General features: G+C 34.2%; 16 protein-coding genes. 10 read left to right on the top strand and 6 right to left on the bottom strand.

The window, feature by feature from the left end; genetic code table 11:
* Nucleotides 1-106 precede the first annotated feature (106 nt).
* From asnB (ACNQF8_RS00370) to ACNQF8_RS00335, 8 genes are all read left to right on the top strand, one after another.
* Nucleotides 107-1,783: an asparagine synthase B gene (gene asnB, locus ACNQF8_RS00370; RefSeq protein ID WP_417953420.1), complete on the top strand. Its 1,677-nt coding sequence runs from the start codon at nucleotides 107-109 to the stop codon at nucleotides 1,781-1,783.
* A gap of 175 nt (nucleotides 1,784-1,958) precedes the next feature.
* Entirely contained in the window at nucleotides 1,959-3,584 is a 1,626-nt protein-coding gene (locus ACNQF8_RS00365) for an amidohydrolase (RefSeq protein WP_417953419.1), read from the top strand.
* 195 nt (nucleotides 3,585-3,779) lie between these two features.
* Nucleotides 3,780-5,396: an asparagine synthase B gene (gene asnB, locus ACNQF8_RS00360; RefSeq protein ID WP_417950326.1), complete on the top strand. Its 1,617-nt coding sequence runs from the start codon at nucleotides 3,780-3,782 to the stop codon at nucleotides 5,394-5,396.
* 181 nt (nucleotides 5,397-5,577) lie between these two features.
* Nucleotides 5,578-7,521 (top strand): DNA topoisomerase (ATP-hydrolyzing) subunit B, encoded by a 1,944-nt coding sequence (gene gyrB / locus ACNQF8_RS00355; RefSeq protein ID WP_417950325.1) that lies wholly within the window; start codon nucleotides 5,578-5,580, stop codon nucleotides 7,519-7,521.
* 57 nt (nucleotides 7,522-7,578) lie between these two features.
* Nucleotides 7,579-8,514 (top strand): malate dehydrogenase, encoded by a 936-nt coding sequence (gene mdh / locus ACNQF8_RS00350; RefSeq protein ID WP_417953418.1) that lies wholly within the window; start codon nucleotides 7,579-7,581, stop codon nucleotides 8,512-8,514.
* A gap of 226 nt (nucleotides 8,515-8,740) precedes the next feature.
* Nucleotides 8,741-11,713, top strand: a complete 2,973-nt coding sequence (gene secDF / locus ACNQF8_RS00345) for a protein translocase subunit SecDF (protein WP_417953417.1) — start codon at nucleotides 8,741-8,743, stop codon at nucleotides 11,711-11,713.
* 135 nt (nucleotides 11,714-11,848) lie between these two features.
* Nucleotides 11,849-12,463, top strand: a complete 615-nt coding sequence (locus ACNQF8_RS00340) for an acyloxyacyl hydrolase (RefSeq protein WP_417950323.1) — start codon at nucleotides 11,849-11,851, stop codon at nucleotides 12,461-12,463.
* A 141-nt stretch (nucleotides 12,464-12,604) separates the two neighbouring features.
* Nucleotides 12,605-14,719: a T9SS type B sorting domain-containing protein gene (locus ACNQF8_RS00335; protein WP_417953416.1), complete on the top strand. Its 2,115-nt coding sequence runs from the start codon at nucleotides 12,605-12,607 to the stop codon at nucleotides 14,717-14,719.
* Between the two features lie 51 nt (nucleotides 14,720-14,770).
* Here the strand turns inward: ACNQF8_RS00335 and lgt are convergent, their stop codons facing one another.
* The 5 genes from lgt to ACNQF8_RS00310 all read right to left on the bottom strand — a co-directional run bounded on the left by lgt (nucleotide 14,771) and on the right by ACNQF8_RS00310 (nucleotide 19,820).
* The gene (gene lgt, locus ACNQF8_RS00330) at nucleotides 14,771-15,697 is read right to left on the bottom strand and encodes a prolipoprotein diacylglyceryl transferase (protein ID WP_417950321.1); all 927 of its coding nucleotides are present in this window, start codon (nucleotides 15,695-15,697) and stop codon (nucleotides 14,771-14,773) included.
* 68 nt (nucleotides 15,698-15,765) lie between these two features.
* On the bottom strand, nucleotides 15,766-16,014 hold the full coding sequence (gene yidD / locus ACNQF8_RS00325) for a membrane protein insertion efficiency factor YidD (RefSeq protein WP_417950320.1): 249 nt from the start codon (nucleotides 16,012-16,014) through the stop codon (nucleotides 15,766-15,768).
* Between the two features lie 82 nt (nucleotides 16,015-16,096).
* Nucleotides 16,097-17,575, bottom strand: a complete 1,479-nt coding sequence (cysS, locus tag ACNQF8_RS00320; protein ID WP_417950319.1) for a cysteine--tRNA ligase — start codon at nucleotides 17,573-17,575, stop codon at nucleotides 16,097-16,099.
* Nucleotides 17,576-17,716: 141 nt separating this feature from the next.
* Nucleotides 17,717-18,388 (bottom strand): GTP cyclohydrolase I FolE, encoded by a 672-nt coding sequence (gene folE, locus ACNQF8_RS00315; RefSeq protein WP_315207078.1) that lies wholly within the window; start codon nucleotides 18,386-18,388, stop codon nucleotides 17,717-17,719.
* A gap of 226 nt (nucleotides 18,389-18,614) precedes the next feature.
* Entirely contained in the window at nucleotides 18,615-19,820 is a 1,206-nt protein-coding gene (locus ACNQF8_RS00310; RefSeq protein WP_417953415.1) for a pyridoxal phosphate-dependent aminotransferase, read from the bottom strand.
* Nucleotides 19,821-19,947: 127 nt separating this feature from the next.
* On the opposite strand from ACNQF8_RS00310, the gene ACNQF8_RS00305 reads away from it, so the two are divergent.
* Entirely contained in the window at nucleotides 19,948-21,279 is a 1,332-nt protein-coding gene (locus tag ACNQF8_RS00305; RefSeq protein WP_417953414.1) for a PDZ domain-containing protein, read from the top strand.
* 59 nt (nucleotides 21,280-21,338) lie between these two features.
* Here ACNQF8_RS00305 and ACNQF8_RS00300 read toward each other — a convergent pair whose 3' ends face one another.
* Nucleotides 21,339-21,725 carry a DUF1573 domain-containing protein gene (locus tag ACNQF8_RS00300; RefSeq protein WP_099714653.1) on the bottom strand — a complete coding sequence of 129 codons (387 nt, stop codon included), beginning with the start codon at nucleotides 21,723-21,725 and terminating at the stop codon, nucleotides 21,339-21,341.
* Nucleotides 21,726-21,885: 160 nt separating this feature from the next.
* On the opposite strand from ACNQF8_RS00300, the gene ACNQF8_RS00295 reads away from it, so the two are divergent.
* A complete protein-coding gene (locus ACNQF8_RS00295) occupies nucleotides 21,886-24,519 on the top strand; it encodes a valine--tRNA ligase (protein WP_417953413.1) in 2,634 nt (877 codons plus the stop codon).
* The last annotated feature ends 106 nt before the right edge of the window (nucleotides 24,520-24,625 follow it).

Raw genomic sequence — 24,625 nt, 5'->3', positions numbered from 1 at the left:
TTTTGGTTATAATTTATAACTAAAAATAGCATTTGTGTTTTTCAATTAGAACTATAACTCCATCTTTGCCTTATCAAAATAAACAAAACATTAAAAATATATAGTTATGTGCGGAATAGTATGTGCCTTTGATTTAAAACAAAAAGCGGAAGTTTTAAGACCGCAAGTATTAGAAATGTCTAAAATTATCCGTCATCGTGGACCGGACTGGAGTGGAATTTTTAGTAATGAAAAAGCCATTTTGTCTCACGAACGTTTGGCAATTGTTGATCCTGCGTCAGGGAAACAACCGTTGTTCAGTGAAGATAAACAACTTGTTTTAGCTGCAAATGGTGAAATATATAACCACAGAGAATTGCGTAAACAATTTGAAGGGAAATACAACTTTCAAACAGAAAGTGACTGCGAAGTAATTCTAGCACTTTACAAAGAAAAAGGACCTCATTTTATAGATGAAATGAACGGAATTTTTGGATTTGCTATTTATGATGTAGAAAAAGACGAATATTTTGTTGCTCGTGATCACATGGGAATTATTCCATTATACATTGGTTGGGATGAGCACGGAACTTTTTATGTAGCTTCAGAATTGAAAGCCTTAGAAGGCTATTGTACAAAAATACAATTGTTTCCTCCAGGACATTATATGTCTAGTAAAGACGGCGAATTTGTACAATGGTATAAAAGAGAATGGACTGATTACGATGCCGTAAAAGACAAGGTGACCAGCATTGATGAAATTAAAGTGGCTTTAGAAGCTGCGGTTCACAGACAATTGATGAGTGATGTGCCTTATGGAGTATTACTTTCCGGCGGGTTAGATTCTTCTATTACTTCGGCTGTAGCCAAAAAATATGCGCAAAAACGTATTGAATCTGGAGATGTTGCTGATGCTTGGTATCCGCAATTACATTCTTTCTCAGTAGGATTAGAAGGTTCTCCAGATTTAGCGGCAGCTCAAATCGTGGCGGATCATATTGGAACGATTCACCACGAAATTAAATTCACTATCCAAGAAGGTTTGGATGCGGTTAAAGATGTAATTTACAACTTGGAAACCTATGATGTGACTACAATTAGAGCATCAACACCTATGTGGTTAATGGCGAGAGTTATTAAATCTATGGGTATCAAAATGGTATTGTCAGGCGAAGGAGCAGATGAACTTTTTGGAGGGTATTTATACTTTCACAAAGCGCCAAACGCAAGAGAATTCCACGAAGAAAACGTACGTAAATTAGGTAAATTGCACATGTATGACTGTTTGCGTGCTAACAAAAGTTTAGCAGCATGGGGAATTGAAGGACGTGTGCCGTTTTTAGATAAAGAATTTATGGATGTGGCGATGCGCGTTAATCCTCAGGATAAAATGATCAATGCAGAACATCCAATGGAAAAGTGGGTAGTTCGTAAAGCTTTTGAAGAGATGTTGCCGCCAAGTGTTGCTTGGAGACAAAAAGAACAATTCAGTGATGGTGTAGGATACGGTTGGATTGATACTTTGAAAGAAGTGGTAGCGGTTGAAATTTCGGATGAGCAATTAGCAAATGCTAAATACAAGTTCCCTTTACAAACGCCAACTTCAAAAGAGGAATATTATTATCGTTCTATTTTTCATGAGCATTTTCCAAGTGATGCCGCAGCTTTGTGTGTTCCACAAGAGGCAAGCGTTGCCTGTAGTACAAAAATTGCATTGGAATGGGATGAGGCATTCAAGAACATGAATGATCCTTCAGGAAGAGCTGTAGCTAGCGTGCATGATGATGCATATGCAAAAGCCTAAGCTGTATTGAAATAAGATTTTACAAATAGATAAAAACGCTCTCCTTTTCGAGAGCGTTTTTTTTATGGAAATAATCAGAATTGTCAAGTTAAGAATTCAAAAATTTCTTTTAATTCCGTTTGTTTAAAATAATTCGGTACAGTTTTTTTATATTAGCACAACTAAAATGTTTATTATGAGATCTATTACTTTATTTCTTGCTTTGTTTTTGTTGGTTTCCTGTGATCAAAAAGATAAAGTTGCCGTTGATACCATTATTACAGATGCAACTATTTACTCGGTGAATAACTCTTTTGCTGAGGCTTCGGCTATGGCAATTGATAAGGGGAAAATTGTCGCTATTGGCACAAATAGCGAAATTTCAAAACAATATGAATCCAAAAATACAATAGATGCAGAAGGCAAATTCATTTACCCCGGATTAATTGATGCGCATTGCCATTTTTATAGCTATGGTTTAAGCTTGCAGGAAGCTGATTTACGCGGTACCAAAAGTATGGACGAAATAATTACTCGTTTAAAGGCTTTTCAAAAAGATAAAAATCCAACGTTTATTGTGGGTAATGGTTGGGATCAAAACGACTGGAAAATAAAAAAGTATCCTACAAAAGCTGATTTAGACGCTGCATTTCCTGATATTCCTGTAGTTTTAAACAGAGTTGACGGTCATGCGATTATCGTTAATAGTAAGGCATTAAAATTAGCAGGAATCACTAAAGATACGAAAGCAGATGGTGGTCAAATTGAAATAGCAAACGGAGAACCAACAGGAATTTTAGTAGATAATCCGATGGAGTTAGTGTTTAAGATAATTCCTAAACCAACTCGTAAAATACAAATAGCCGCTTTATTGGATGCCGAAAAAGTAATGTTTGATTATGGATTGACAACCGTAAATGATGCAGGATTAGATCCGGACATTATTCATTTGATGGATAGTTTGCAAAAAGCAAAAGTGATGAAGCTTAATGTGTATGCAATGATTACGGCAAATCAGAAAAATATTGATTTATATCTAAAAAAAGGAATTTATAAAACGGATAATCTAAATGTTCGATCCTTTAAAATGTACGGTGATGGCGCTTTGGGTTCTCGCGGTGCTTGCATGCACAAACCGTATTCTGACAAGCTAGGCCAATACGGTGCTTTGTTGGCGCCAATTTCTGGATTAAAGGATGTAGCCAAACAGATTGCGGCTTCAAAGTTTCAGTTGAATACGCATGCTATTGGCGATTCGGCAAATACGGTGATTTTGAAAATTTACGGAGATGTTTTGGCTGGAACCAAAGATAGAAGATGGAAAATTGAGCACGCACAAGTTTTGCGTGAACAAGATTTTGATTATTTCAAATTTGGAATTATTCCTTCAGTTCAACCTACGCATGCCACATCCGATATGTATTGGGCAGAAGATAGATTAGGGAAAGAAAGGCTGAAAAATGCCTATGCTTATAAAAAATTACTTCAAAAAGCAGGAATGGTAGCCCTTGGAACTGATTTTCCTGTGGAGGAAGTGAATCCGATGCTAACTTTTCATGCTGCAGTTGCGAGAAAAGACAGTAAGGAATATCCAAAAGGTGGTTTCCAAATGGAAAATGCATTATCCAGAGCCGAAACTTTAAGAGGAATGACCATTTGGGCTGCTTATTCTAATTTCGAAGAAAAAGAAAAAGGAAGTCTTGAAGTGGGAAAATGGGCTGATTTTGTTATATACGATCAAGATTTAATGAAAGTGGAAGAAAATAAAATAGTGAAAATGAAACCAACGAATACGTATTTAAAAGGTCAGAAAGTGAGATAAGTATGTGAGTCATCTTTGATGATTTGTAATTGTAAAAGAATAATTTTATTAATTTAGTTTTTTAATTACATTTTAAATGTAAAATTATTTTTTTTGTTTTAAATATGAACTAAATAGTGTGTTTGTGTTTTGTATTTGTAACTGCTATCGCATATTTGTTGAGTTGAATTGGTAAAAAATAAAAATATAGGTGTTATGTGCGGAATATTAGCCATTATTGGAAGAGCAAAAGATGAACAATTAGTTGGAGAACTTTCAAAAAGAATGTCGCATCGTGGTCCGGATGAAAGTGATTTGCATGTTACTGAGAAAGGACATATTTTAAGCCATGAAAGGCTATCGATAATCGATTTGCATTCCGGAAAACAACCGATACAAGGTACAAAAACCGCCTATATGGTTCATAATGGCGAAATATACAATCATCAGGAATTAAGAGATGGTGTTTTGAAAGATCATACTTTTAGAACAAAATCAGATTCAGAGGTTATTGTGCATTTGTACGAGGAGTTTGGATACGATTTTTGCAATAGGTTAGATGGAGACTGGGCTTTTGTGGTGGTGGATGGAGATGATTTTATTGCTGGTAGAGACCCAATGGGAGTGAAACCGTTGTATTATGGTTTGGACGAAAGAGGAAGAATCTATTTCTCCTCTGAAATGAAACCTATTGCAGATCAATGCAAAACATTTTCTACTTTTCCTCCGGGACATTTTTATACTCAAAAAACAGGTTTTGTAAAATATTACAAACCGCAATATGAAGATTATTTAAAAGCCGACCAAGAATTAGATTTGGAGTTAATTAGAGAAACGTTGACTGAAGCGACTCGTAAAAGATTAATGAGCGATGTGCCCATTGGTGTATTACTTTCTGGAGGATTAGATTCCTCATTAACTTCAGCAATTGCTTCTCGTTTATTGGCAGAAAGCGGTAAAAAATTACAGTCATTTTCAATTGGTTTGAACGCTGATGCGCCAGATGCTGCGGCAGCCAGAAAAGTTGCTGAGTATTTAGGAACAGAGCATCATGAAATTCATTTTACTGTCGAAGAAGGAATTGAAATTTTAGACAAACTAATCTGGCATTTAGAAACCTATGATGTGACTTCGGTACGAGCAAGTACGCCAATGTATTTCTTGTCGAAAGCGATTACTGATTTGGGTGTAAAAGTAGTTCTTTCAGGCGAAGGAGCTGATGAAATCTTTGGTGGGTATTTGTATTTTAGAAATGCACCTTCGGCAGAAGATTTTCAAAAAGAAACCATCGAAAGAGTGCAGAAATTATTTACTGCCGATTTATTAAGAGCAGATAAATCGACTATGGCACATGGTTTAGAGACTAGAGTTCCGTTTTTAGACAAAGCTTTCTTAGATATAGCCGTTCGCATCAAAGCAGAAGAAAAGATGCCTAAAACGTATGATGGAAAGGAAAAATACATTCTGAGAAAAGCATTTGATACTCCAGACAATCCATATCTTCCGGAGGAAGTTTTATGGAGGCAAAAAGAACAATTTTCTGATGGAGTAGGATACAACTGGATTGATCAATTGATTGAATATTGTGCAACGCAAGTTACGGATGAGCAATTAGCCGGAGCAGCAGGAGAATTCCCATACAATTCTCCTGCAACTAAAGAAGCTTATTTTTACAGATCTATATTTAATAAATATTATCCGCAAGTAAGTGCCGCGCAAACAGTTAGAAAATGGATTCCAAAATGGCAAGAAAATCTAGATCCAAGCGGAAGAGCTAATGCAGCGCATGTTCAGGCTGATACTGAAATTGCTAAAACAGGAGTTACAGTTTAAAATAATAATTTGATTTTGCATAAATAGAAAACGCTCTCGATTTTGAGAGCGTTTTTTTTGTGGTTATATGAACAAATGTTAATAACTTAAGAGCTTAAAAAGGGATTTTAACGGTTATATAATTTGCGTTTTTATATATTTGCGTGTTAGACAAAAATTACATTTTTTTAGAATAAAATATATGAGCGAAGAAATCAAGAAGGACAATTATTCAGCGGATAGTATTCAGGCATTAGAGGGAATGGAGCACGTAAGAATGCGTCCATCGATGTATATTGGAGATGTAGGTGTTCGTGGACTACACCACTTAGTTTATGAGGTTGTAGATAACTCTATTGATGAGGCAATGGGTGGTCATTGTGATACCATCAGAGTCGATATAAATGAAGATGGGTCTATTTCTGTTGAAGATAATGGACGTGGTATTCCAGTTGGTATTCATAAAAAAGAAGGTGTTTCGGCATTGGAGGTTGTAATGACTAAGATTGGTGCCGGAGGTAAGTTTGATAAAGATTCTTATAAAGTTTCTGGAGGACTTCACGGTGTTGGGGTTTCTGTAGTAAATGCTTTGTCGAATCATTTGAGAGCTACCGTTCACAGTAGTGATGGAAAAGTGTATGAACAAGAGTATGAAAAAGGAAAAGCCTTGTATCCGGTTAAACAAATTGGAGAAACGTCTAAAAGAGGAACAATCGTTACTTTTTACCCGGATCCAAGTATATTTACGCAAACAATAGAGTATTCTTATGATACTTTATCCGCTCGTATGCGTGAATTATCTTATTTGAATAAAGGAATCACAATTACTTTTACAGACAAAAGAGAATTAGATAAAGACGGTAATTTTGTTTCTGAAATTTTTCATTCTGATGAAGGTTTAAAAGAATACATCCGTTATTTAGATGGAAATCGTGAGCCAATTATTGCGCACGTTATTTCTATGGACCACGAAAAAGGAGAAATTCCAGTTGAGGTTGCATTAATTTACAATACAAGTTATACAGAGAATATTTTCTCTTACGTAAATAATATCAATACACACGAAGGAGGAACGCACTTGCAAGGTTTCAGAACAGGTCTTACGAGATCGTTAAAGAAATATGCAGATGCTTCGGGAATGTTAGACAAACTGAAATTTGATATTTCTGGTGATGACTTCCGTGAAGGGTTAACAGCTATTATTTCGGTAAAAGTTGCTGAACCACAATTTGAAGGACAAACTAAAACGAAACTTGGAAACAGAGAAGTTGTTTCTCCGGTAAGTCAAGCGGTGAGTGAGATGATTGAGAATTATTTGGAAGAAAATCCAAATGATGCCCGTATCATTGTTCAAAAAGTAATTCTTGCAGCACAAGCGCGTCACGCGGCCAAAAAAGCACGTGAAATGGTACAACGCAAAACCGTAATGGGTGGCGGTGGATTGCCAGGAAAATTATCAGATTGTTCTGAACAAGATCCTGCAAAATGTGAAGTGTATCTTGTCGAGGGAGATTCGGCAGGTGGAACTGCAAAGCAAGGTCGTGATCGTGCTTTTCAAGCTATTTTGCCATTACGTGGTAAGATTTTGAACGTAGAAAAAGCAATGCATCACAAGGTTTTTGAAAACGAAGAGATTCGAAATATATTTACTGCTCTTGGAGTTACAATAGGAACTGCCGAAGATAGTAAAGCCTTAAATATTGAAAAATTACGCTACCATAAAGTAATTATTATGTGTGATGCCGATGTCGATGGTAGTCACATTTCTACTTTAATCTTAACATTCTTCTTTAGATTTATGAAAGAATTAATCGAAGAAGGTCACGTATATATTGCAGCACCACCTTTATATTTAGTCAAAAAAGGAAATAAGAAAGAATACGCTTGGAATGACGTACAACGTGATCAAGCGAATGAAAGAATGGGTGGAAGCGCAGGAATTCAACGTTATAAAGGTCTTGGAGAGATGAACGCGGAGCAATTATGGGAAACCACAATGGATCCAAGTTTCAGAACCTTGCGTCAGGTAACTATTGACAGTTTGGCGGAAGCCGATAGAGTTTTCTCTATGTTAATGGGTGACGAAGTACCACCACGAAGAGAATTTATAGAGAAAAATGCAGTCTATGCAAATATTGATGCTTAATAAACAAATAACCGATTAACCACAGAAATTAACTAATAACCGAATAAACTTTAAAATATGAAAGTTACCATTGTAGGAGCAGGAAATGTAGGTGCAACCTGTGCAGATGTAATTTCTTATAGAGGAATTGCCAGCGAAGTAGTGTTGTTAGATATCAGAGAAGGTTTTGCTGAAGGTAAAGCTTTGGATATTATGCAATGCGCTACTAATACGGGTTTTAATACCAAAGTATCAGGCGTTACCAATGATTATTCTAAAACCGCTGGAAGTGATGTAGTTGTTATTACATCAGGGATTCCAAGAAAACCAGGAATGACTCGGGAAGAATTAATAGGTATTAATGCGGGAATCGTGAAAACGGTTGCTGAAAATGTATTGAAACATTCTCCGGATACTATAATAGTTGTAGTTTCTAATCCTATGGATACAATGACTTATTTAGCATTGAAATCTACTGGATTGCCAAAAAATAGAATAATAGGTATGGGAGGAGCATTGGACAGCTCACGTTTCAGAACGTATTTGTCTTTAGCTTTAGACAAACCAGCTAATGATATTTCAGCTATGGTTATCGGGGGGCATGGTGATACTACTATGATTCCTTTAACTAGATTGGCTTCTTATAATGGAATTCCGATTTCTCAATTTCTATCGGAAGAAGAATTGAAAAAAGTAGCTGCAGATACTATGGTTGGTGGTGCTACACTTACGGGGCTTTTAGGAACATCAGCTTGGTATGCTCCAGGAGCTTCAGTTGCTTTCTTGGTTGATAGTATTTTGAATGACCAAAAGAAAATGATTGCTTGTTCTGTTTTTGTTGAAGGAGAATACGGTCAAGATGATATCTGTATTGGAGTTCCTTGTATTATTGGTAAAAATGGAGTGGAAGAAATTCTTGATATTAACCTCAATGAACAAGAAAAAGCCTTGTTTGCTAAAAGTGCAGATGCTGTTAGACAAATGAATGATGCCTTAAAATCGATTTTAGCATAAAAAATTACATATATAATAAGGAAGACTGCTAATATGCAGTCTTTTTCTTGAGATTAATTAATAAATAAATTGGTTAATCTTAACGTTAATTATATATTTGCTCGGTTTAAAAAAATGATGTAGTTCGAGATATTCTTTTTTGAATTTAAAAAATCGATGTCAAGTCTTATTCTATAAGGTTTAAAGCAAAAATAAATAAATAAAAAATAATTAATTTTTAGTAATAATGCAGAATAAAGGACTTATTAAATTTTTCGCAATTCTATTTGCATTGGTAAGTATTTACCAACTTTCTTTCACTTTTGTCGCAAGCAAAGTAAAAAGTGATGCAAAATCTTTTGCAGGTGGAAATCCTGAAAAAGAAGTAAAATATTTAGATTCTATTGGTAAAGAAAAAGTATTTAATCTTGGTTTTACCGATTTTACATTCAATGAAGTTAGTGACAAACAAATCAATAAAGGTCTTGACTTAGAAGGTGGTATCAATGTTATACTTCAAATATCTGTAAAAGACATTTTAAAAGGATTATCGAATAATTCTAAAAACCCAGTTTTCAATAAGTCTTTGGCTGATGCCACTGCAGATTTACAAGGGAATAAATCGTATTTAGATAAGTTTTTTGATGCTTTTGAAGCAAATTCAAAAGGAACTGTAAAATTAGCGTCTCCTGATATTTTCGCAAACAGAAGTTTGCAAGGTGAAGGTGGTGTTGATTTTCAAATGACAGATTCAGAAGTTAAAAAAGTAATCAAAAGAAAAGTTGATGAATCTGTAGAAAGTGCTTTTGGCGTTTTAAGAAAACGTATCGATCAATTTGGTGTAACACAACCTAATATTCAAAAATTAGGAAATTCAGGTCAAATTCTTGTTGAACTTCCTGGTGCAAAAGATGTGGATCGTGCTAAAAAATTATTATCAAGTACAGCTCAATTGCAGTTTTGGGAAACTTATAAAATTGACGAAATTGGTAACTTTTTAATGGCTGCAAATGAGTCATTGAAAAAAACTGAAATCAAAATTACTGAAGTAAAACCAGTTGTAAAAGATTCTTTAAGTGCATTGCTTACGGATACTAAAGATTCAACGGCTACTAAAAAAGGAGAAAATCCTTTGTTTGATAAAATTATTGGTCAAGGTGGAGGTCCAGTTTTAGGGCTTTTCTCTCCAAAAGATACTGCTGTTGTAAATGGATATTTGAAAAGAGCTGATATTAGAGTGTTATTGTCAGGAGACCAACGTTATGCAAAATTCGTTTGGGGTAAGCCAATGATAATTAAAGATGCTAAAGCAAAAGATATTGATGCTGTAGAGTTATATGCTTTAAAAGGAAACAGAGACAATGTGCCTTCAATGAGTGGTGGTGTGGTTACAGATGCTAGCGATACATTTGACCAATCAGGTAAACCGGCTGTTTCTATGCAAATGAACGGTCAAGGTGCAAAAGCTTGGGAAGAATTAACAGGTAGAGCGTATACTCAAAAAAGTAATATAGCTATAGTTCTTGATGATGTGGTTTATTCTGCACCGGGAGTTTCTACAGGTCCTATTTCAGGTGGTAGATCTGAAATTTCTGGAGCTTTTGATATTACAGAAACTAAAGATTTAGCGAATGTGTTAAGAGCAGGTAAACTTCCTGCTGCTGCAGATATTGTTCAATCAGAAGTGGTAGGTCCATCCTTAGGTCAAGAAGCAATTGATAACGGTACTAACTCTGCTTTGATAGGATTACTTTTAGTATCACTTTGGATGATGATTTATTATGGTAAAGCAGGTTGGTATGCTAATGTTGCATTAGCGGTTAACTTACTTTTCTTATTCGGAATTTTAGCAAGTATAGGAGCAGTTCTTACATTGCCAGGTATTGCCGGTATCGTTTTAACAATGGGAACAGCAGTTGATGCGAATATCATTATTTACGAAAGAGCAAAAGAAGAATTACGTGCGGGTAAAACACTAGAAGAAGCTGTTAAAACTTCTTATAGTTGGAGAGGTGCAATGTCATCTATCACTGATGCGAATGTTACACATATTTTAACTGGAGCAGTATTGTTTATTTTTGGTTCAGGACCAATTAAAGGTTTTGCTACTACCTTATTAATTGGTATCGTAACGTCATTATTTACTTCAATTTTTATTGCACGAATCTTCATTGATTGGAACATAAGCAAAAAGAATGATTTGACGTTTGTTACAAATTTCTCTAAGAATATGTTTAATAACTTTCATTTTGATTTCTTAGGAGTAAAAAAATGGACTTATCTGTTCTCTAGTATTGTTGTTATTATTAGTGTTATTTCATTAGCAACAAATGGTCTGGATGAAGGAGTTGATTTTGTAGGAGGAAGAACATTCCAAGTACGTTTTGAAAAACCAATTGAAACAGAAACTGTAAAAGCGGAATTAGCTAAAGTTTTTGATGGAAGTGCTGAAGTAAAAGTTTTTGGGAATGATAATCAATTAAAGATAACAACAAAATTTAAAGTTCAAGAGCCAGGAATTAAAGCAGATGAAGAAGTAAATAAATTGTTGTTTGCTACTTTAAAACAGCATTTTTCAGCTGATATGACTTATGATAAGTTTGTAAATTCTTATGATGGTAAAAAATTAGGAGTTTTACAAGCTTCTAAAGTTGGTCCAACCGTAGCAGAGGACATTAAGACTAATGCATATTGGGCGGTTCTTGGAGCGATGGCTATTGTATTTTTATATTTAATGATCAGTTACAGAAAGTGGCAATACAGTTTAGGAGCTATTGCAGCAATTGCACATGATGTTATATTTGTATTAGGTATTTACTCTTTATGCTACAAATTCATGCCTTTTGGTATGGAAATCGATCAGCATTTTATCGCTGCGATTCTTACTGTTATTGGATATTCGATGAATGATACCGTTATTGTATTTGACAGGGTGAGAGAGTTTTTAGCAGGTAAAACTAAAGGGTCTTTCTCAGATATTGTAAATCAGTCAATTAATACAACAATGTCCAGAACAATCAATACTTCATTAACTATGATCGTGGTTTTATTAATCATGTTCGTTTTTGGTGGGGAATCGATCAGAGGATTTATATTTGCTATGTTAGTAGGTATTATCGTAGGAACTTATTCTTCATTGTTTATTGCAACTCCAGTACTTGTAGATACAATATCTAAAGAAGATAAAAATAAGGTAGAAAAAGCTCATCAAGAAAGCTAAAAAGCTTTTTATATAAATTTTAAAAAAGAGATTCAGCGTTAGTTGAATCTCTTTTTTTTTAATTCGTAATGACAATTTTCAGTTTTTATTTGTAATTTAATGGTAAGGAAATATATTGGGTCAAAAATAAATTTCATGTGTAAAAAAATAGTTTTCCTTTTGATTATTGTATTTAGTTCTAAGACATTTTATGCTCAAGATACATTGAGTAAAGTAAAATTAGGCTTTGATTATGGTTTTGGCAATGAATTGAAAAATAGCGATTATACCTATACCAATAGTTATTATAAACTACAATTATACTATACAATAAAACAAACAAAAAACTTTGAGTATGAGATCTTGGTGCAACCTGAGCTAAACTTTGCGAAGCACCAACTTTTGAATTTTTATTTTGTGCAACCTGATGATCCCAATTACATTGAAAAAAGGGAAAGATACACGAAGCTAAAAGATATAAAAGAATATGTCTTGAATATTGGATTTTTGATGAGAAAACCAATTTCTAAAACTGCGAGTATTTATGTTTTAGGAAGTGTTGGACCTCTGTTTACTGATACAGAAACAGAGCGATTATCAAAAGGTTTTGCTTTTTCGGATGTGCTAGCTATTGGCTTCACTTTTAAAATAAATAAAATAATATTTGACATAAGACCTAATTTTCGTCATGTTTCCAATGCTGGATTACAAAGTTTAAATTCAGGTTATAATACTAAAAATATTGATTTTGGTTTTTCATTCTCTATATAGAATTACTGCTGAATTTACTGTGTAATGCATAATCTATTAATATTTATGAAGTTATATATTATGGAGGTATAAAATTTATATATTTACTAAATATTTGTTAAAGCTCACTACTTTTTTGATGAAATTAAAACCTAACTAATAATGGAAAAATTTATTAAGTATTTCGTTTTTATTTTTTTTGTTAATTTGTTTCTTGGGTCTAGTATATTGGCACAAACTGCAGCTCCAACTCCAAATCCTCAATTCTTGTATTATTGTTTGAATGAAACTGCAGCTCCTTTAGCTGCAACACCTTCTGGAGGAGGTATATTGAGGTGGTATACAACAGCTTCTGGCGGGAGTTTTTCTACTACTGCTCCAACTCCGCTAACAACTGCAACTGCGAGTCCTATTCCGCTTACATATTATGTAACTCAAATAATTGGAGGTGTTGAGAGTACTCCTCGAACTGAAATATATGTTTATGTTAACCAAAAATTAGATTTATACTGTCAAACAGTAACACCTAATTCTATTAAATTTGATTTTGCAAATACAGGTCAATCTAGTTTTACATATAGTTATACGGTTGATGGAGGAGCACCAGTTACAGGAACTCATACAGCTCCTTCTAATTTTACAGTTTCAGGTTTGAATGAAAAACAAACAGTAGCGTTTACTATTACTGCTATAGGAGCAAAGGTTTGTGTGACTCCTGAAACTGTAACTTGTACAACAACATGTATTCCAGCTAATATAAAAACTCCTAATTTCCCTGCTATAGCTCCTTTTTGCAACGGATCACCAGCACCAATATTAGGTCCAACATCTCCAAATGGAATTACAGGAACTTGGGCGCCAGCAATAATAAGTAATACTGCCAGCGGGAGTTATGTGTTTACACCAAATTCAACTTTATTCCCATGTGCCACCACACAAACTTTGAATGTAATCGTTACGCCATTAGTTACACCAACTTTTACTGGTATTCCAACGACTGTTTGTCAAAATGCGACTGCACCAATCTTGCCAACAAGTTCAAATAACACACCGGTTGTTTCAGGTACTTGGAGCCCAGTTTCAGTTAATACGGCAGTTCTGGGTCCAGTTACTTATACTTTTACTCCTAACGCAGGTCAATGTACTTCATCTACGCTGACTAGAGTTACTATAAATATTGTACCCGTTGTTACGCCAGATTTTGCAAGTATACCACCGTTTTGTTCTGGAACTACTTCTCCTCTTTTGACTAATACTTCTCCAAATGGTATTGTTGGAACATGGGCTCCATCAACGGTTAGTAATACTGTTAGCAGAAGTTATGTGTTTACCCCAAATCCAAATCAATGTGCGACTACACTAACATTAAATGTCACGATTATACAAAAAGGAACACCTAATTTCCCGGCAATTGCTCCTTTTTGTTCAGGATCTACTGCGCCAATATTAGCAACAACATCTCCTAATGGAATCACAGGAACATGGTTGCCATCAACAATTAGTAATACAACTAGCGGAAGCTATGTTTTTACACCAAATGCCTCAGAATGTGCAAATAACCAGACATTAGCAGTAACGGTTACACCTCTTGTTCAACCTAATTTTTCTAATTTTTCAATCTGTATGGGAGGTTTGACGCCTATTTTAAATACTACTTCTCCAAATGGAATTTCAGGAACTTGGTCACCCGCAATTGTAAACAATATGTCTAGTGGTGCTTATGTTTTTTCTCCAAATTCAAATCAATGTGCCACTTCTCAAACAATTAATGTAACTGTGAATCCTTCAAATACTCTTTTTGATGTGGAATGGACAGTTTCAGAGGCTTTTGCGAAAAATCAAGTGGTGACTGTTATCGCTACAGGTACTGGAGATTATTTGTATCAATTAGACGATGGACCATTTCAGGAAAGTCCGGTTTTTGAATATGTTTCTTTAGGAACTCATTCCATTACGGTTAAAGATAAAAATGGCTGTAGTCTGCCAATAACTAGAAGTAATGTTTTAGTAATTAATTACCCTAAGTTTTTTACGCCAAATGCTGATGGGTTTAATGATACTTGGAATGTTTTTACTTTAGAAGACCAATTAAATTCTAGAATTCTAATATTTGATCGTCATGGTAAATTTTTAAAAGAAATTTTTCCAAATGGTACGGGATGGGACGGAACATATATTGGACAGCCTATGCCGGCCAATGATTATTGGTTCAGTATTGAATACACAGAACAAGATATTCCTAAAAAATTCAAATCCCATTTCTCATTAAAAAGATAAAATAAAAAAGCTCCCACAATGCGGGAGCTCTTTTATTAAATAAATAGGGTGTTAAATTTTAAGCGGTTTTTCTGCAGTAAAAATAAAATACAATCCTATAAGTATAAAAGGAATACTTAGCCATTGTCCTGTAGAAAATAATCCCAAAGCACTTTCAAAGCCACCTTGGCTTTCCTTAACCGATTCCACTACAAAACGTACAGAAAATAAAAGCACTAGAAACATACCAAATATATATCCTGTTTTGTTTCTTTTTTCAGTTTTCCAATACAAGAAAAATAAAATTGCAAAAACAAAAATATAGCAAAATGCTTCGTACAATTGAGTAGGGTGTCTTACTGGAACCTGCTCCAGCAATGAGGCAAATTTTGGGTCGGTTGCTATTGCTGTATAGGCATCTTTAGGATTCGCTATTTGTGTAGCGTTTACAGCATCCATTGGGCTGAAATGATCTTTGATAAATTTTATTCCAAATGAAGAGGTGGTCTCATGACCTATAATTTCCGAATTGAAAAAATTTCCTAATCTAACAAAAATAGCTCCACTGGCTACAGGAATTACCACTCGGTCTAAAATCCACATTTGTGGTCTTTTCAAGATGTTTTTACTGTAAAAATACATGGCAATTATTATAGAAATAGCTGCGCCATGACTCGCTAAACCTTGGTAACCGGTAAATTCAAAATTTGGAGAAAAACGGAAAGGCAAAATGATTTCCAATAAATGATTGCGGTAATATTCCCAATCATAAAAGAAAACGTGTCCTAAACGAGCGCCAATCAAAGTGGCAAGTACAGTCCAGATAAACAAAGAATCTAATTTTTCTATAGATTCTCCTTCACGTTCAAATATATGTTTCATGATGTACCAGCCTAATCCAAAAGCAATTACAAACATTAAGCTGTAATATCTAATGATAAAAAAGCCTAAATCGATTCCTTCTGATGGATTCCAAACGATGTTTAAAGCGTGTGTCATTTAGTGTTAAATTTGTTTATTAATCGTAAAAATAAAGATTTAAAGTAAAATTTCGTATTTAAAAAAAGTTAATGTTTATGATTACATACTTTTTTGGGAACAGGATCGTAACCCGTTTTTCCCCAAGGATTGCAACTCAAAATACGTTTCATTCCTAAAAATCCACCATAAAATAAGCCATGGGTTTGTAATGCTTCAATCATATACGAAGAGCAAGTAGGCTCAAATCTACAAGCTGCAGGTGTAAAAGGGGAAATAGCAACTTGATAAAACCGAACCAATAGCAAAAAAGGGTAAACAATTATTTTTGACAACATGACTTTAGTATTAAAATTTAAAACTTCATTTTTGTTAATCAAAATTATTTCACGGTATTAATCTGCAACTTGATATGGAAAACTAAATGCTAAAAGTAGTTCCTTCTTTTCCGTCTTTCAACTGAATTCCCAATGCAATCAATTGATCCCTAATTTGGTCTGATAATGCAAAATTCTTATTGTCACGAGCTTGTTTTCTCATTTCAATAAGCATATTTACAGTTCCTTCTAATTTGTCATTACTGCTATCCGAAACTTTTTCATCTTCCAATCCTAGTACTTCAAAAACAAAACTGTTCATTGCTTTTTCAAAAGATTTTAAGTCCTCAGCATTCAATGTCTCTTTCCCGTCTTTCAATAAATTGATAAAACGAACACCTTCAAATAACTGAGCAATTAAAATTGGCGTATTGAAATCATCATTCATGGCATCGTAACATAATTGTTTCCATGCCGAAATAGCAATAGTGCTTTTTGCGTCAGCAGTGATATCTTTTAATGAATTCAATGCTTCCATCAATCGTTTGTATCCTTTTTCTGCTGCTACAATTGCATCGTCAGAAAAATCAAGAATGCTTCTATAATGCGCTTGTAACATAAAGAATCGGGCTACCGATGCTGAAAAGGCTTTACTCAAAATGGTGTTGTCACCAGTCAATATTTCTCGCGGTAAAATGTTATTTCCCGTAGATTTCGCCATTTTTTTACCGTTCAAAGTCAACATATTGGCATGTAACCAATAATTAACAGGAGTTTGACCAGTACAAGCTTCGTTTTGTGCAATTTCGCACTCATGATGCGGGAATTTTAAATCCATTCCGCCACCGTGAATATCAAAATGATTGCCTAAATATTTCGTACTCATTGCAGTGCATTCAAGATGCCATCCTGGGAATCCATCACTCCATGGTGAAGGCCAACGCATGATATGTTGGGCTTCTGCTTTTTTCCAAAGTGCAAAATCCTGTGGATTTCTTTTGTCACTTTGTCCGTCTAGATCACGGGTATTGGCAAGCATATCCTCAATGTTACGACCACTTAATCGTCCATAATGATTGGTTTCATTGAATTTTACCACATCAAAATAAACGGATCCATTCGCTTCATAGCCAATTCCTTTGTCAATAATAGTTTTGATTATTTCAATTTGCTCAATAATATGACCCGTTGCCGTTGGTTCAATACTTGGAGGTAAAAAGTTAAATTCATTCAATATATCATGAAAATCTACCGTATAGCGTTGTACCACTTCCATAGGTTCCAGCTGCTCTAAACGCGCTTTTTTTGCAATTTTATCTTCACCTTCGTCCACATCATCCACAATATGTCCCACATCCGTAATGTTTCGAACGTAGCGCACTTTGTAATCCAAATGCAAAAAATACCTGAAAATCACATCAAAGGACATGAATGTTCGCACATTTCCAAGATGGACATTGCTATAAACCGTAGGTCCACAAACGTACATTCCTACATTTCCTTCATGTATTGGTGTGAAAATTTCTTTTTCTCCAGAAAGAGAATTGTATATTTTTAGAGTTTGGCTACTATATAATGGCATTGTAGATTATTGTTTTCCCCACCCCAGCCCTCCCCAAAGGGAAGGGAGTTGAAATGTGAATTGTTATTAATAATTGTTATAATCTTGTTTTGATTTTACCAGACCAAGCTCCTTCTCCTTTGGACAGGGTCGGGGAGATGACTAGAACTTTGTTTCTAATTTGATATAATCCAAAAACTCTCTGCGAGTTACATTGTCTTTAAATTTTCCACCAAATTCGGATGTCACAGTGCTACTCTCAATATCACTGATTCCTCTTGAATTCACACAAAGGTGTTTGGCATCAATTACGCAAGCTACATCTTCTGTACCCAAAGCGATTTGTAATTCCTGAACAATTTGCATAGTCAAACGCTCCTGCACCTGAGGTCTTTTGGCATAATATTCTACAATACGATTCATTTTAGATAATCCAATTACGGTTCCATTAGAAATGTAAGCCACATGAGCTCTTCCTATGATTGGTAATAAATGATGTTCACAGGTAGAGTAAACGATGATGTTTTTTTCAACTAACATTTCACCGTATTTATAATTATTATCAAATGTAGATGCTTTTGGTTTTTTAGCAGGATTTAAACCTCCAAAAATTTCCTTCACAAACATTTTTGCAACACGATTGGGCGTGCCTTTCAAACTATCATCAGTCAAGTCCATTCCAAGTGTAATTAGAATGCTCTCAACATCTTTTTTTATTTTTTCAATTTTATCATCATCAGAAATGTCAAAAGCATCATCTCTTACTGGATTTTTTGCGGATAAACTAACATGATTATCTCCTATTTCGTCTTGAAATTCTTCGTTTTTTATCATTAAAAGCAACTATTATTGTTGGTATAAATATTTAAGCGGTAAAGATAAATAATAAAAATTTAAGAATTTCTATCGTTCCCACTATTTAAGACTACTTTATCGGTTTCTATGAGCCTTTATCATTTCTTTTTTTAGAAGTAAAAAGAAAGGCAATAACGAGTTCGTTATTGCCTTTATATATAGAAGTCAATTTACTTTAGTGGTAAATGTAAAATTTCTTGTTTAATTATGATTTTGTTAAGGATACATTATAAACAGGAATTGCTGCTTTTAAGATTCTCACTGCGCTAATTAAGTCAGCTTTCTTCAAAACATAAGCGATTCGAACCTGATTTAATCCCATTCCTGGAGTAGAATAAAAGCCTGCAGCGGGTGCTACCATTACAGTTTCACCATTTAAATCATAGCTTTCTAAAAGCCATTGTGCAAAATTATCAGCATTGTCAACAGGAAGTTGTGCAATACAATAAAAAGCACCTTTTGGTTTTGATACGATAACACCTTCAATTTTATTCAACTCACTTATTAAAGTATCTCTACGTTCTCTATATTCTGAAATTACTTCATCAAAATAACTTTTTGGAGTATCAAGAGCTGCTTCACTTGCAATCTGTTCAATAGTAGGAGGACTTAATCTAGCTTGTGCAAATTTCATAGCGGTAGCCATCACTTCCTTGTTTTTAGAAACAATACATCCTATTCTTGCGCCACACATACTGTATCTCTTAGAAACCGAATCAATCATAATAGCGTGTTCTTCAAGTCCGGGAACATTCATTACTGAATAATGGATGTCACCATCATACGTAAACTCACGATATACCTCGTCAGAAATCAAGAACAAATCATGTTTTTTGACTAAAGCTGCCAGTTGCATAATTTCTTCTTTCGAATATAAATATCCCGTTGGATTTCCGGGGTTGCAAATAAGGATAGCTTTTGTTTTTGGAGTAATCAGTTTTTCAAAGTCTTCTACTGCCGGTAAAGCAAAACCAGTCTCAATAGTCGAAATTACAGGAACAACTGTAACGCCTGACGCTGTTGAAAATCCATTGTAATTAGCATAAAATGGTTCTGGGATAATGATTTCATCTCCTTGATCCATAGTGCTTCCCATCGCAAACATAAGCGCTTCTGATCCACCAGTTGTGATAATGATGTCTTCAATATTTACCGAAATCCCTTGATTGATATAATAAGCCGATAATTTTTTTCTATAGCTTTCATTTCCGGCAGAATGACTGTATTCTAATATAGTTAAATCAATATTTTTAACTGCATTCATGGCAACCTCAGGAGTTTTAATATCCGGTTGACCAATGTTTAAATGGAATACTTTATGTCCTTTTTTCTTCGCTATTTCGGAGTATGGAACTAATTTTCGTATTGGCGATTCCGGCATTTGTTTGCCTTTGTTTGATATTTTTGGCATAGTCTTAATTATTGAATTGCAAATTTGCAATTTTTTTTTCGAATTTATTATAATCAATGAGCGTATATATTGTTAAATCTGCATTTTTGATATGATTTATTTAGTATTTTTATGTAAAAGATTAACAATGAAAAAAATAATAGTTATTATTCTCATTTACCTGTTTATTTGCCCTGTTGTTGCACAACAAGGATTTCAGTTTGAAAAAAAAGTGAATAAAATTACCGTCCCTTTTAAATTGATTAATAATTTAGTATTTGTGCCTATCAAAGTAAATGGAATAGAATTAAATTTTTTATTGGATACCGGTGTTGCCGAAACTATATTATTTAGTTTAGAAGATAAAAAAGAAGTTCGTTTTTTTAATGCCGAAAAAATATTACTGAAAGGATTAGGAAGTCAAGAGGCTGTTGAAGGATTAAAATCCACCAATAATATTCTAGAATTCAATAGTATGAAGTATAGTAATCATATACTCTATATTATTTTGGATCCTGAATTTAATTTATCGTCACATGTTGGAATTCCGGTTAACGGAATTATTGGATATCATTTTTTTCGAAATAATTTAGTAGAAGTTAATTACAAGAAAAAGAGAGTTATAGTTTACAAAGACAATGATAAAAATCGAAAAAAAATCGAAAAAAATTACAAAACAATTCCTATTTCCGTTGAAAAATCCAAGCCCTATTTGAAAAGCACGGTGGTTCAGGATAATAAAGAAATTCCTGTAAAATTATTGATAGATATAGGGAATAGCGATGCTATATGGTTGTTTCAAGATCAATCAGAATTGATTAAAGTTCCAGCTAAAAATTTTGAAGATTTCTTGGGAAGAGGTTTTAGTGGTGATGTAAAAGGTAAAAGAGCCATAATTAAAAAATTTGAGATGGGAGATTTTGAATTTAATAATCCTGTGGTGGCCTTTCCAGATTCTATATCAATTAGGAATGTTAATATGGTGCCAGATCGAAAAGGATCTGTAGGAGGGGAGATTATGAAGCGGTTTGCAGTTGTTTTTGATTACCAAAACAACCAAATATATTTAAAAAAGAATAGTGATTATAGTGCTCCTTTTAGCTACAATAAGAGTGGAGTTGAAATACAACAGAAAGGATTACAGTGGGTTCAGGAAACTGTACGAATGGAAACGGTTCCGTTATCTAAAAAATTTAATGAGTCCGGTGATGTTAAAGTATTTATGGATGACTTTAAATATAAATTCCAATTAAAACCTATTTATGAGATTGCCTATGTTAGACAAAATTCTCCCGCAGCTAGCGCAGGATTACAAAAAGGGGATATAATCATTTTGATTAATAATAATCCCATTCATAAACTTTCATTGCAAGAAATTAATGCTCTTTTTAAGGAGGAAGAAGAAAAATGGATTACTCTAGAAATAGAACGTAAAAGCGAAATCTTAAAATTCAGATTTCAATTATACAATATTTTATAAAAAAAAAGCTTTTGGAAATAGTATCCAAAAGCGTTTTCAATTTATTTTTGATTCTTAAATTAATTAGAAATAACTTCTCCTTTAATTTTCAGAGCAACTCTTCCACCTTCATAGTTTACTGCATTTGACTCAACAGTTATCGTTTTTCTGATTGGCCCTGGAGCCATATTATATTTCACAGTTATTTTTCCTGTTTTCCCTGGCATAATTGGTTCATCTGGTTTTGTAGGAACCGTGCAGCCACAAGTAGACAGTACATTAGTAATAATTAATGGAGCATTACCTGTATTTGTAAAGATAAAATCACGAGAGCCATTTTCATTCTTAGTAACCTTTCCATAATCAATTGTATTGTCTTTGGCTGCAAATTCAATTTTTGGGCCATTCTGAGCAAAACCGATACTGCTGATTAATGCGAATGCGAATAAAGCTATTGTTTTTTTCATTTTATTGTATTTAAATTCATTTAGTAAATTTACTTTCTTTTAATTAACGTACAAATTTTTATTTCTCTTTTTATAGTGTACTTAATTATTTACTTTTGTTCCCAATTACAATTACAAATATCAGACCAAAGTTTAATTTTGGTTTTAACAGTTGCTTTTTATGACAATTCCTGCACAATTTGACGCTAAAACTATTGAAAACAAGTGGTATGACTACTGGATGAAAAACAATTATTTTCACTCAGAACCAGACCATAGAACACCATATACCATAGTAATTCCTCCGCCTAATGTTACTGGAGTTTTGCACATGGGACACATGTTGAATAATACTATTCAGGATGTATTAATCAGAAGAGCGCGTCTTAAAGGATTCAATGCTTGTTGGGTTCCAGGAACAGATCATGCTTCTATTGCTACTGAAGCTAAGGTAGTTGCAAAATTAAAAGCTGAAGGAATCAATAAAAATGATTTAACACGCGAAGAATTTTTGGCTCATGCTTGGGAATGGACTGACAAATACGGAGGAGTAATTCTAGACCAATTAAAAAAACTGGGAGCTTCATGTGATTGGGAAAGAACTAAGTTTACAATGGATCCTGATATGTCAGCTTCGGTAATTCGTTCATTTGTAAATTTATACAACAAAGGTCTGATTTATAGAGGGTATCGAATGGTGAATTGGGATCCCGAAGCTAAAACGACTTTGTCTGACGAAGAAGTAATTTATGAAGAACAACAAGGAAAATTATATTTCCTAAAATATAAAATCGAAGGAAGTGAAGATTTCCTGACTATTGCTACTACTCGCCCAGAAACTATTTTTGGAGATACCGCAATTTGTATTAATCCAAATGATGAACGTTTTGCTCATTTGAAAGGCAAAAAAGCAATTGTACCTATTTGCGGAAGGGTTATTCCAATTATCGAAGATGAATATGTTGATATCGAATTTGGAACAGGTTGTTTAAAAGTGACGCCTGCTCACGATATGAATGACAAAGCGCTAGGAGAGAAGCATAATCTGGAAATTATTGATATTTTTAACGAAGATGCGACTTTGAATAGTTTTGGATTACACTATCAAGGACAAGATCGTTTTGTGGTTCGTGAGGCTGTTGCCAAAGAATTAGAAACGATTGGAGCTTTAGCAAAAACAGAAATTCACCTAAACAAATTTGGAACTTCGGAAAGAACTAAAGCGGTTATAGAACCTCGTTTATCAGACCAATGGTTCTTGAAAATGGAAGATTTGGTAAAACCAGCTATTAAATCCGTTTTGGAAGATGGTGAAATCAAATTGCATCCTGCACGTTTTAATAATACGTATGCACATTGGTTAAATAATATCCGCGATTGGAATATTTCCCGTCAATTATGGTGGGGACAACAAATTCCAGCTTATTTTTATGGCGATGGAAAAGAAGATTTTGTGGTTGCTGAATCTATCGAAGAAGCTTTAGTTTTAGCGAAAGAAAGAACCAACAATTTACAACTTACAACTTCAGACTTAACTCAGGATGTTGATGCGCTTGATACTTGGTTTTCTTCTTGGCTGTGGCCAATGTCTGTTTTTGGAGGAATTATGGATCCAGAAAGCGAAGATTTCAAATACTATTATCCTACGAATGATTTAGTAACGGGTCCGGATATTTTATTTTTCTGGGTAGCGAGAATGATTATTGCAGGTTATGAATACACCGATAAAAAACCGTTTACAAACGTGTATTTGACTGGTTTGGTCCGTGATAAACAAAGACGCAAAATGTCTAAATCATTAGGGAATTCTCCAGATCCTTTGGACTTGATTGAAAAATTTGGTGCTGATGGAGTTCGCGTGGGATTGCTTTTGAGCGCATCTGCAGGAAATGATATCATGTTTGATGAAGAGTTGTGTAACCAAGGAAAAGCGTTTACCAATAAAATTTGGAATGCATTCAAACTGATAAAAGGTTGGGAAGTTTCGGATGCCATTCCGCAACCAGAATCTTCTAAAGTAGCGATTGAATGGTATGAAGCCAAATTGCAACAAACACTTCTAGAAATCGAAGATAATTTCGAGAAATACAGAATTTCCGATGCGTTGATGGCAATTTACAAATTGGTTTGGGATGATTTCTGTTCTTGGTTTCTCGAAATGATAAAACCGGCATACCAACAGCCAATTGACAGTGTAACTTTGGCGAAAGCCATAGAAATGCTGGAAAACAACCTAAAATTATTGCATCCGTTTATGCCGTTCTTGACCGAGGAAATTTGGCAAATTCTTGCTGAAAGAACTACAGAAGAAGCATTAATCGTTTCGACTTGGCCTGAAATGAAATCTTTTAATGCAGGTCTAATTACTGATTTCGAAAATACAATTGAAGTAATTTCTGGAATTAGAACGATTCGTAAAGACAAGAATATTCCTTTTAAAGACACAATCGAATTGAAAGTTGTAAACAATGATAAAGTTTCTACTTATTTTGATAAGGTTATAACCAAATTAGGGAACATCACGTCGTTAGAATATGTTTCGGATAAAGTAGAGGGAGCATTGTCTTTCCGTGTAAAATCGAATGAGTATTTCATCCCAATAACAGGAAATATCAATGTAGAAGAGGAAATTGCTAAACTAACCGCTGAGTTAGTGTATACGCAAGGTTTCTTAAAATCGGTTCAAAATAAACTGGCAAATGAGAAATTTGTGGCAGGTGCGCCAGAGAAAGTTTTGTCAAACGAAAGACAAAAAGAAGCCGATGCCTTATCTAAAATAGAAACTATCGAGCATAGTTTGGCCGGATTGAAATAAGGATTAGTTTATTTATAAAATTTAAAATCCCATTCGCCGCGGTGAATGGGATTTTTTTTTGAAAAATTAAATACATAATTTGTTTTTGGTCAAGAGTATAATAGTT

The sequence above is a fragment of the Flavobacterium labens genome (genome assembly GCF_048286755.1).
Lineage (GTDB): Bacteria > Bacteroidota > Bacteroidia > Flavobacteriales > Flavobacteriaceae > Flavobacterium.
This window is presented reverse-complemented; position numbering and strand designations above follow the sequence as displayed.

Excerpts from the sequence above, each read along its gene's own strand:
- asnB (WP_417953420.1), top strand. The coding sequence starts at position 107 with ATGTGCGGAATAGTATGTGCCTTTGATTTAAAACAAAAAGCGGAAGTT.
- ACNQF8_RS00365 (WP_417953419.1), top strand. The coding sequence starts at position 1,959 with ATGAGATCTATTACTTTATTTCTTGCTTTGTTTTTGTTGGTTTCCTGT.
- asnB (WP_417950326.1), top strand. The coding sequence starts at position 3,780 with ATGTGCGGAATATTAGCCATTATTGGAAGAGCAAAAGATGAACAATTA.
- gyrB (WP_417950325.1), top strand. The coding sequence starts at position 5,578 with ATGAGCGAAGAAATCAAGAAGGACAATTATTCAGCGGATAGTATTCAG.
- mdh (WP_417953418.1), top strand. The coding sequence starts at position 7,579 with ATGAAAGTTACCATTGTAGGAGCAGGAAATGTAGGTGCAACCTGTGCA.
- secDF (WP_417953417.1), top strand. The coding sequence starts at position 8,741 with ATGCAGAATAAAGGACTTATTAAATTTTTCGCAATTCTATTTGCATTG.
- ACNQF8_RS00340 (WP_417950323.1), top strand. The coding sequence starts at position 11,849 with ATGTGTAAAAAAATAGTTTTCCTTTTGATTATTGTATTTAGTTCTAAG.
- ACNQF8_RS00335 (WP_417953416.1), top strand. The coding sequence starts at position 12,605 with ATGGAAAAATTTATTAAGTATTTCGTTTTTATTTTTTTTGTTAATTTG.
- lgt (WP_417950321.1), bottom strand. The coding sequence starts at position 15,697 with ATGACACACGCTTTAAACATCGTTTGGAATCCATCAGAAGGAATCGAT.
- yidD (WP_417950320.1), bottom strand. The coding sequence starts at position 16,014 with ATGTTGTCAAAAATAATTGTTTACCCTTTTTTGCTATTGGTTCGGTTT.
- cysS (WP_417950319.1), bottom strand. The coding sequence starts at position 17,575 with ATGCCATTATATAGTAGCCAAACTCTAAAAATATACAATTCTCTTTCT.
- folE (WP_315207078.1), bottom strand. The coding sequence starts at position 18,388 with ATGATAAAAAACGAAGAATTTCAAGACGAAATAGGAGATAATCATGTT.
- ACNQF8_RS00310 (WP_417953415.1), bottom strand. The coding sequence starts at position 19,820 with ATGCCAAAAATATCAAACAAAGGCAAACAAATGCCGGAATCGCCAATA.
- ACNQF8_RS00305 (WP_417953414.1), top strand. The coding sequence starts at position 19,948 with ATGAAAAAAATAATAGTTATTATTCTCATTTACCTGTTTATTTGCCCT.
- ACNQF8_RS00300 (WP_099714653.1), bottom strand. The coding sequence starts at position 21,725 with ATGAAAAAAACAATAGCTTTATTCGCATTCGCATTAATCAGCAGTATC.
- ACNQF8_RS00295 (WP_417953413.1), top strand. The coding sequence starts at position 21,886 with ATGACAATTCCTGCACAATTTGACGCTAAAACTATTGAAAACAAGTGG.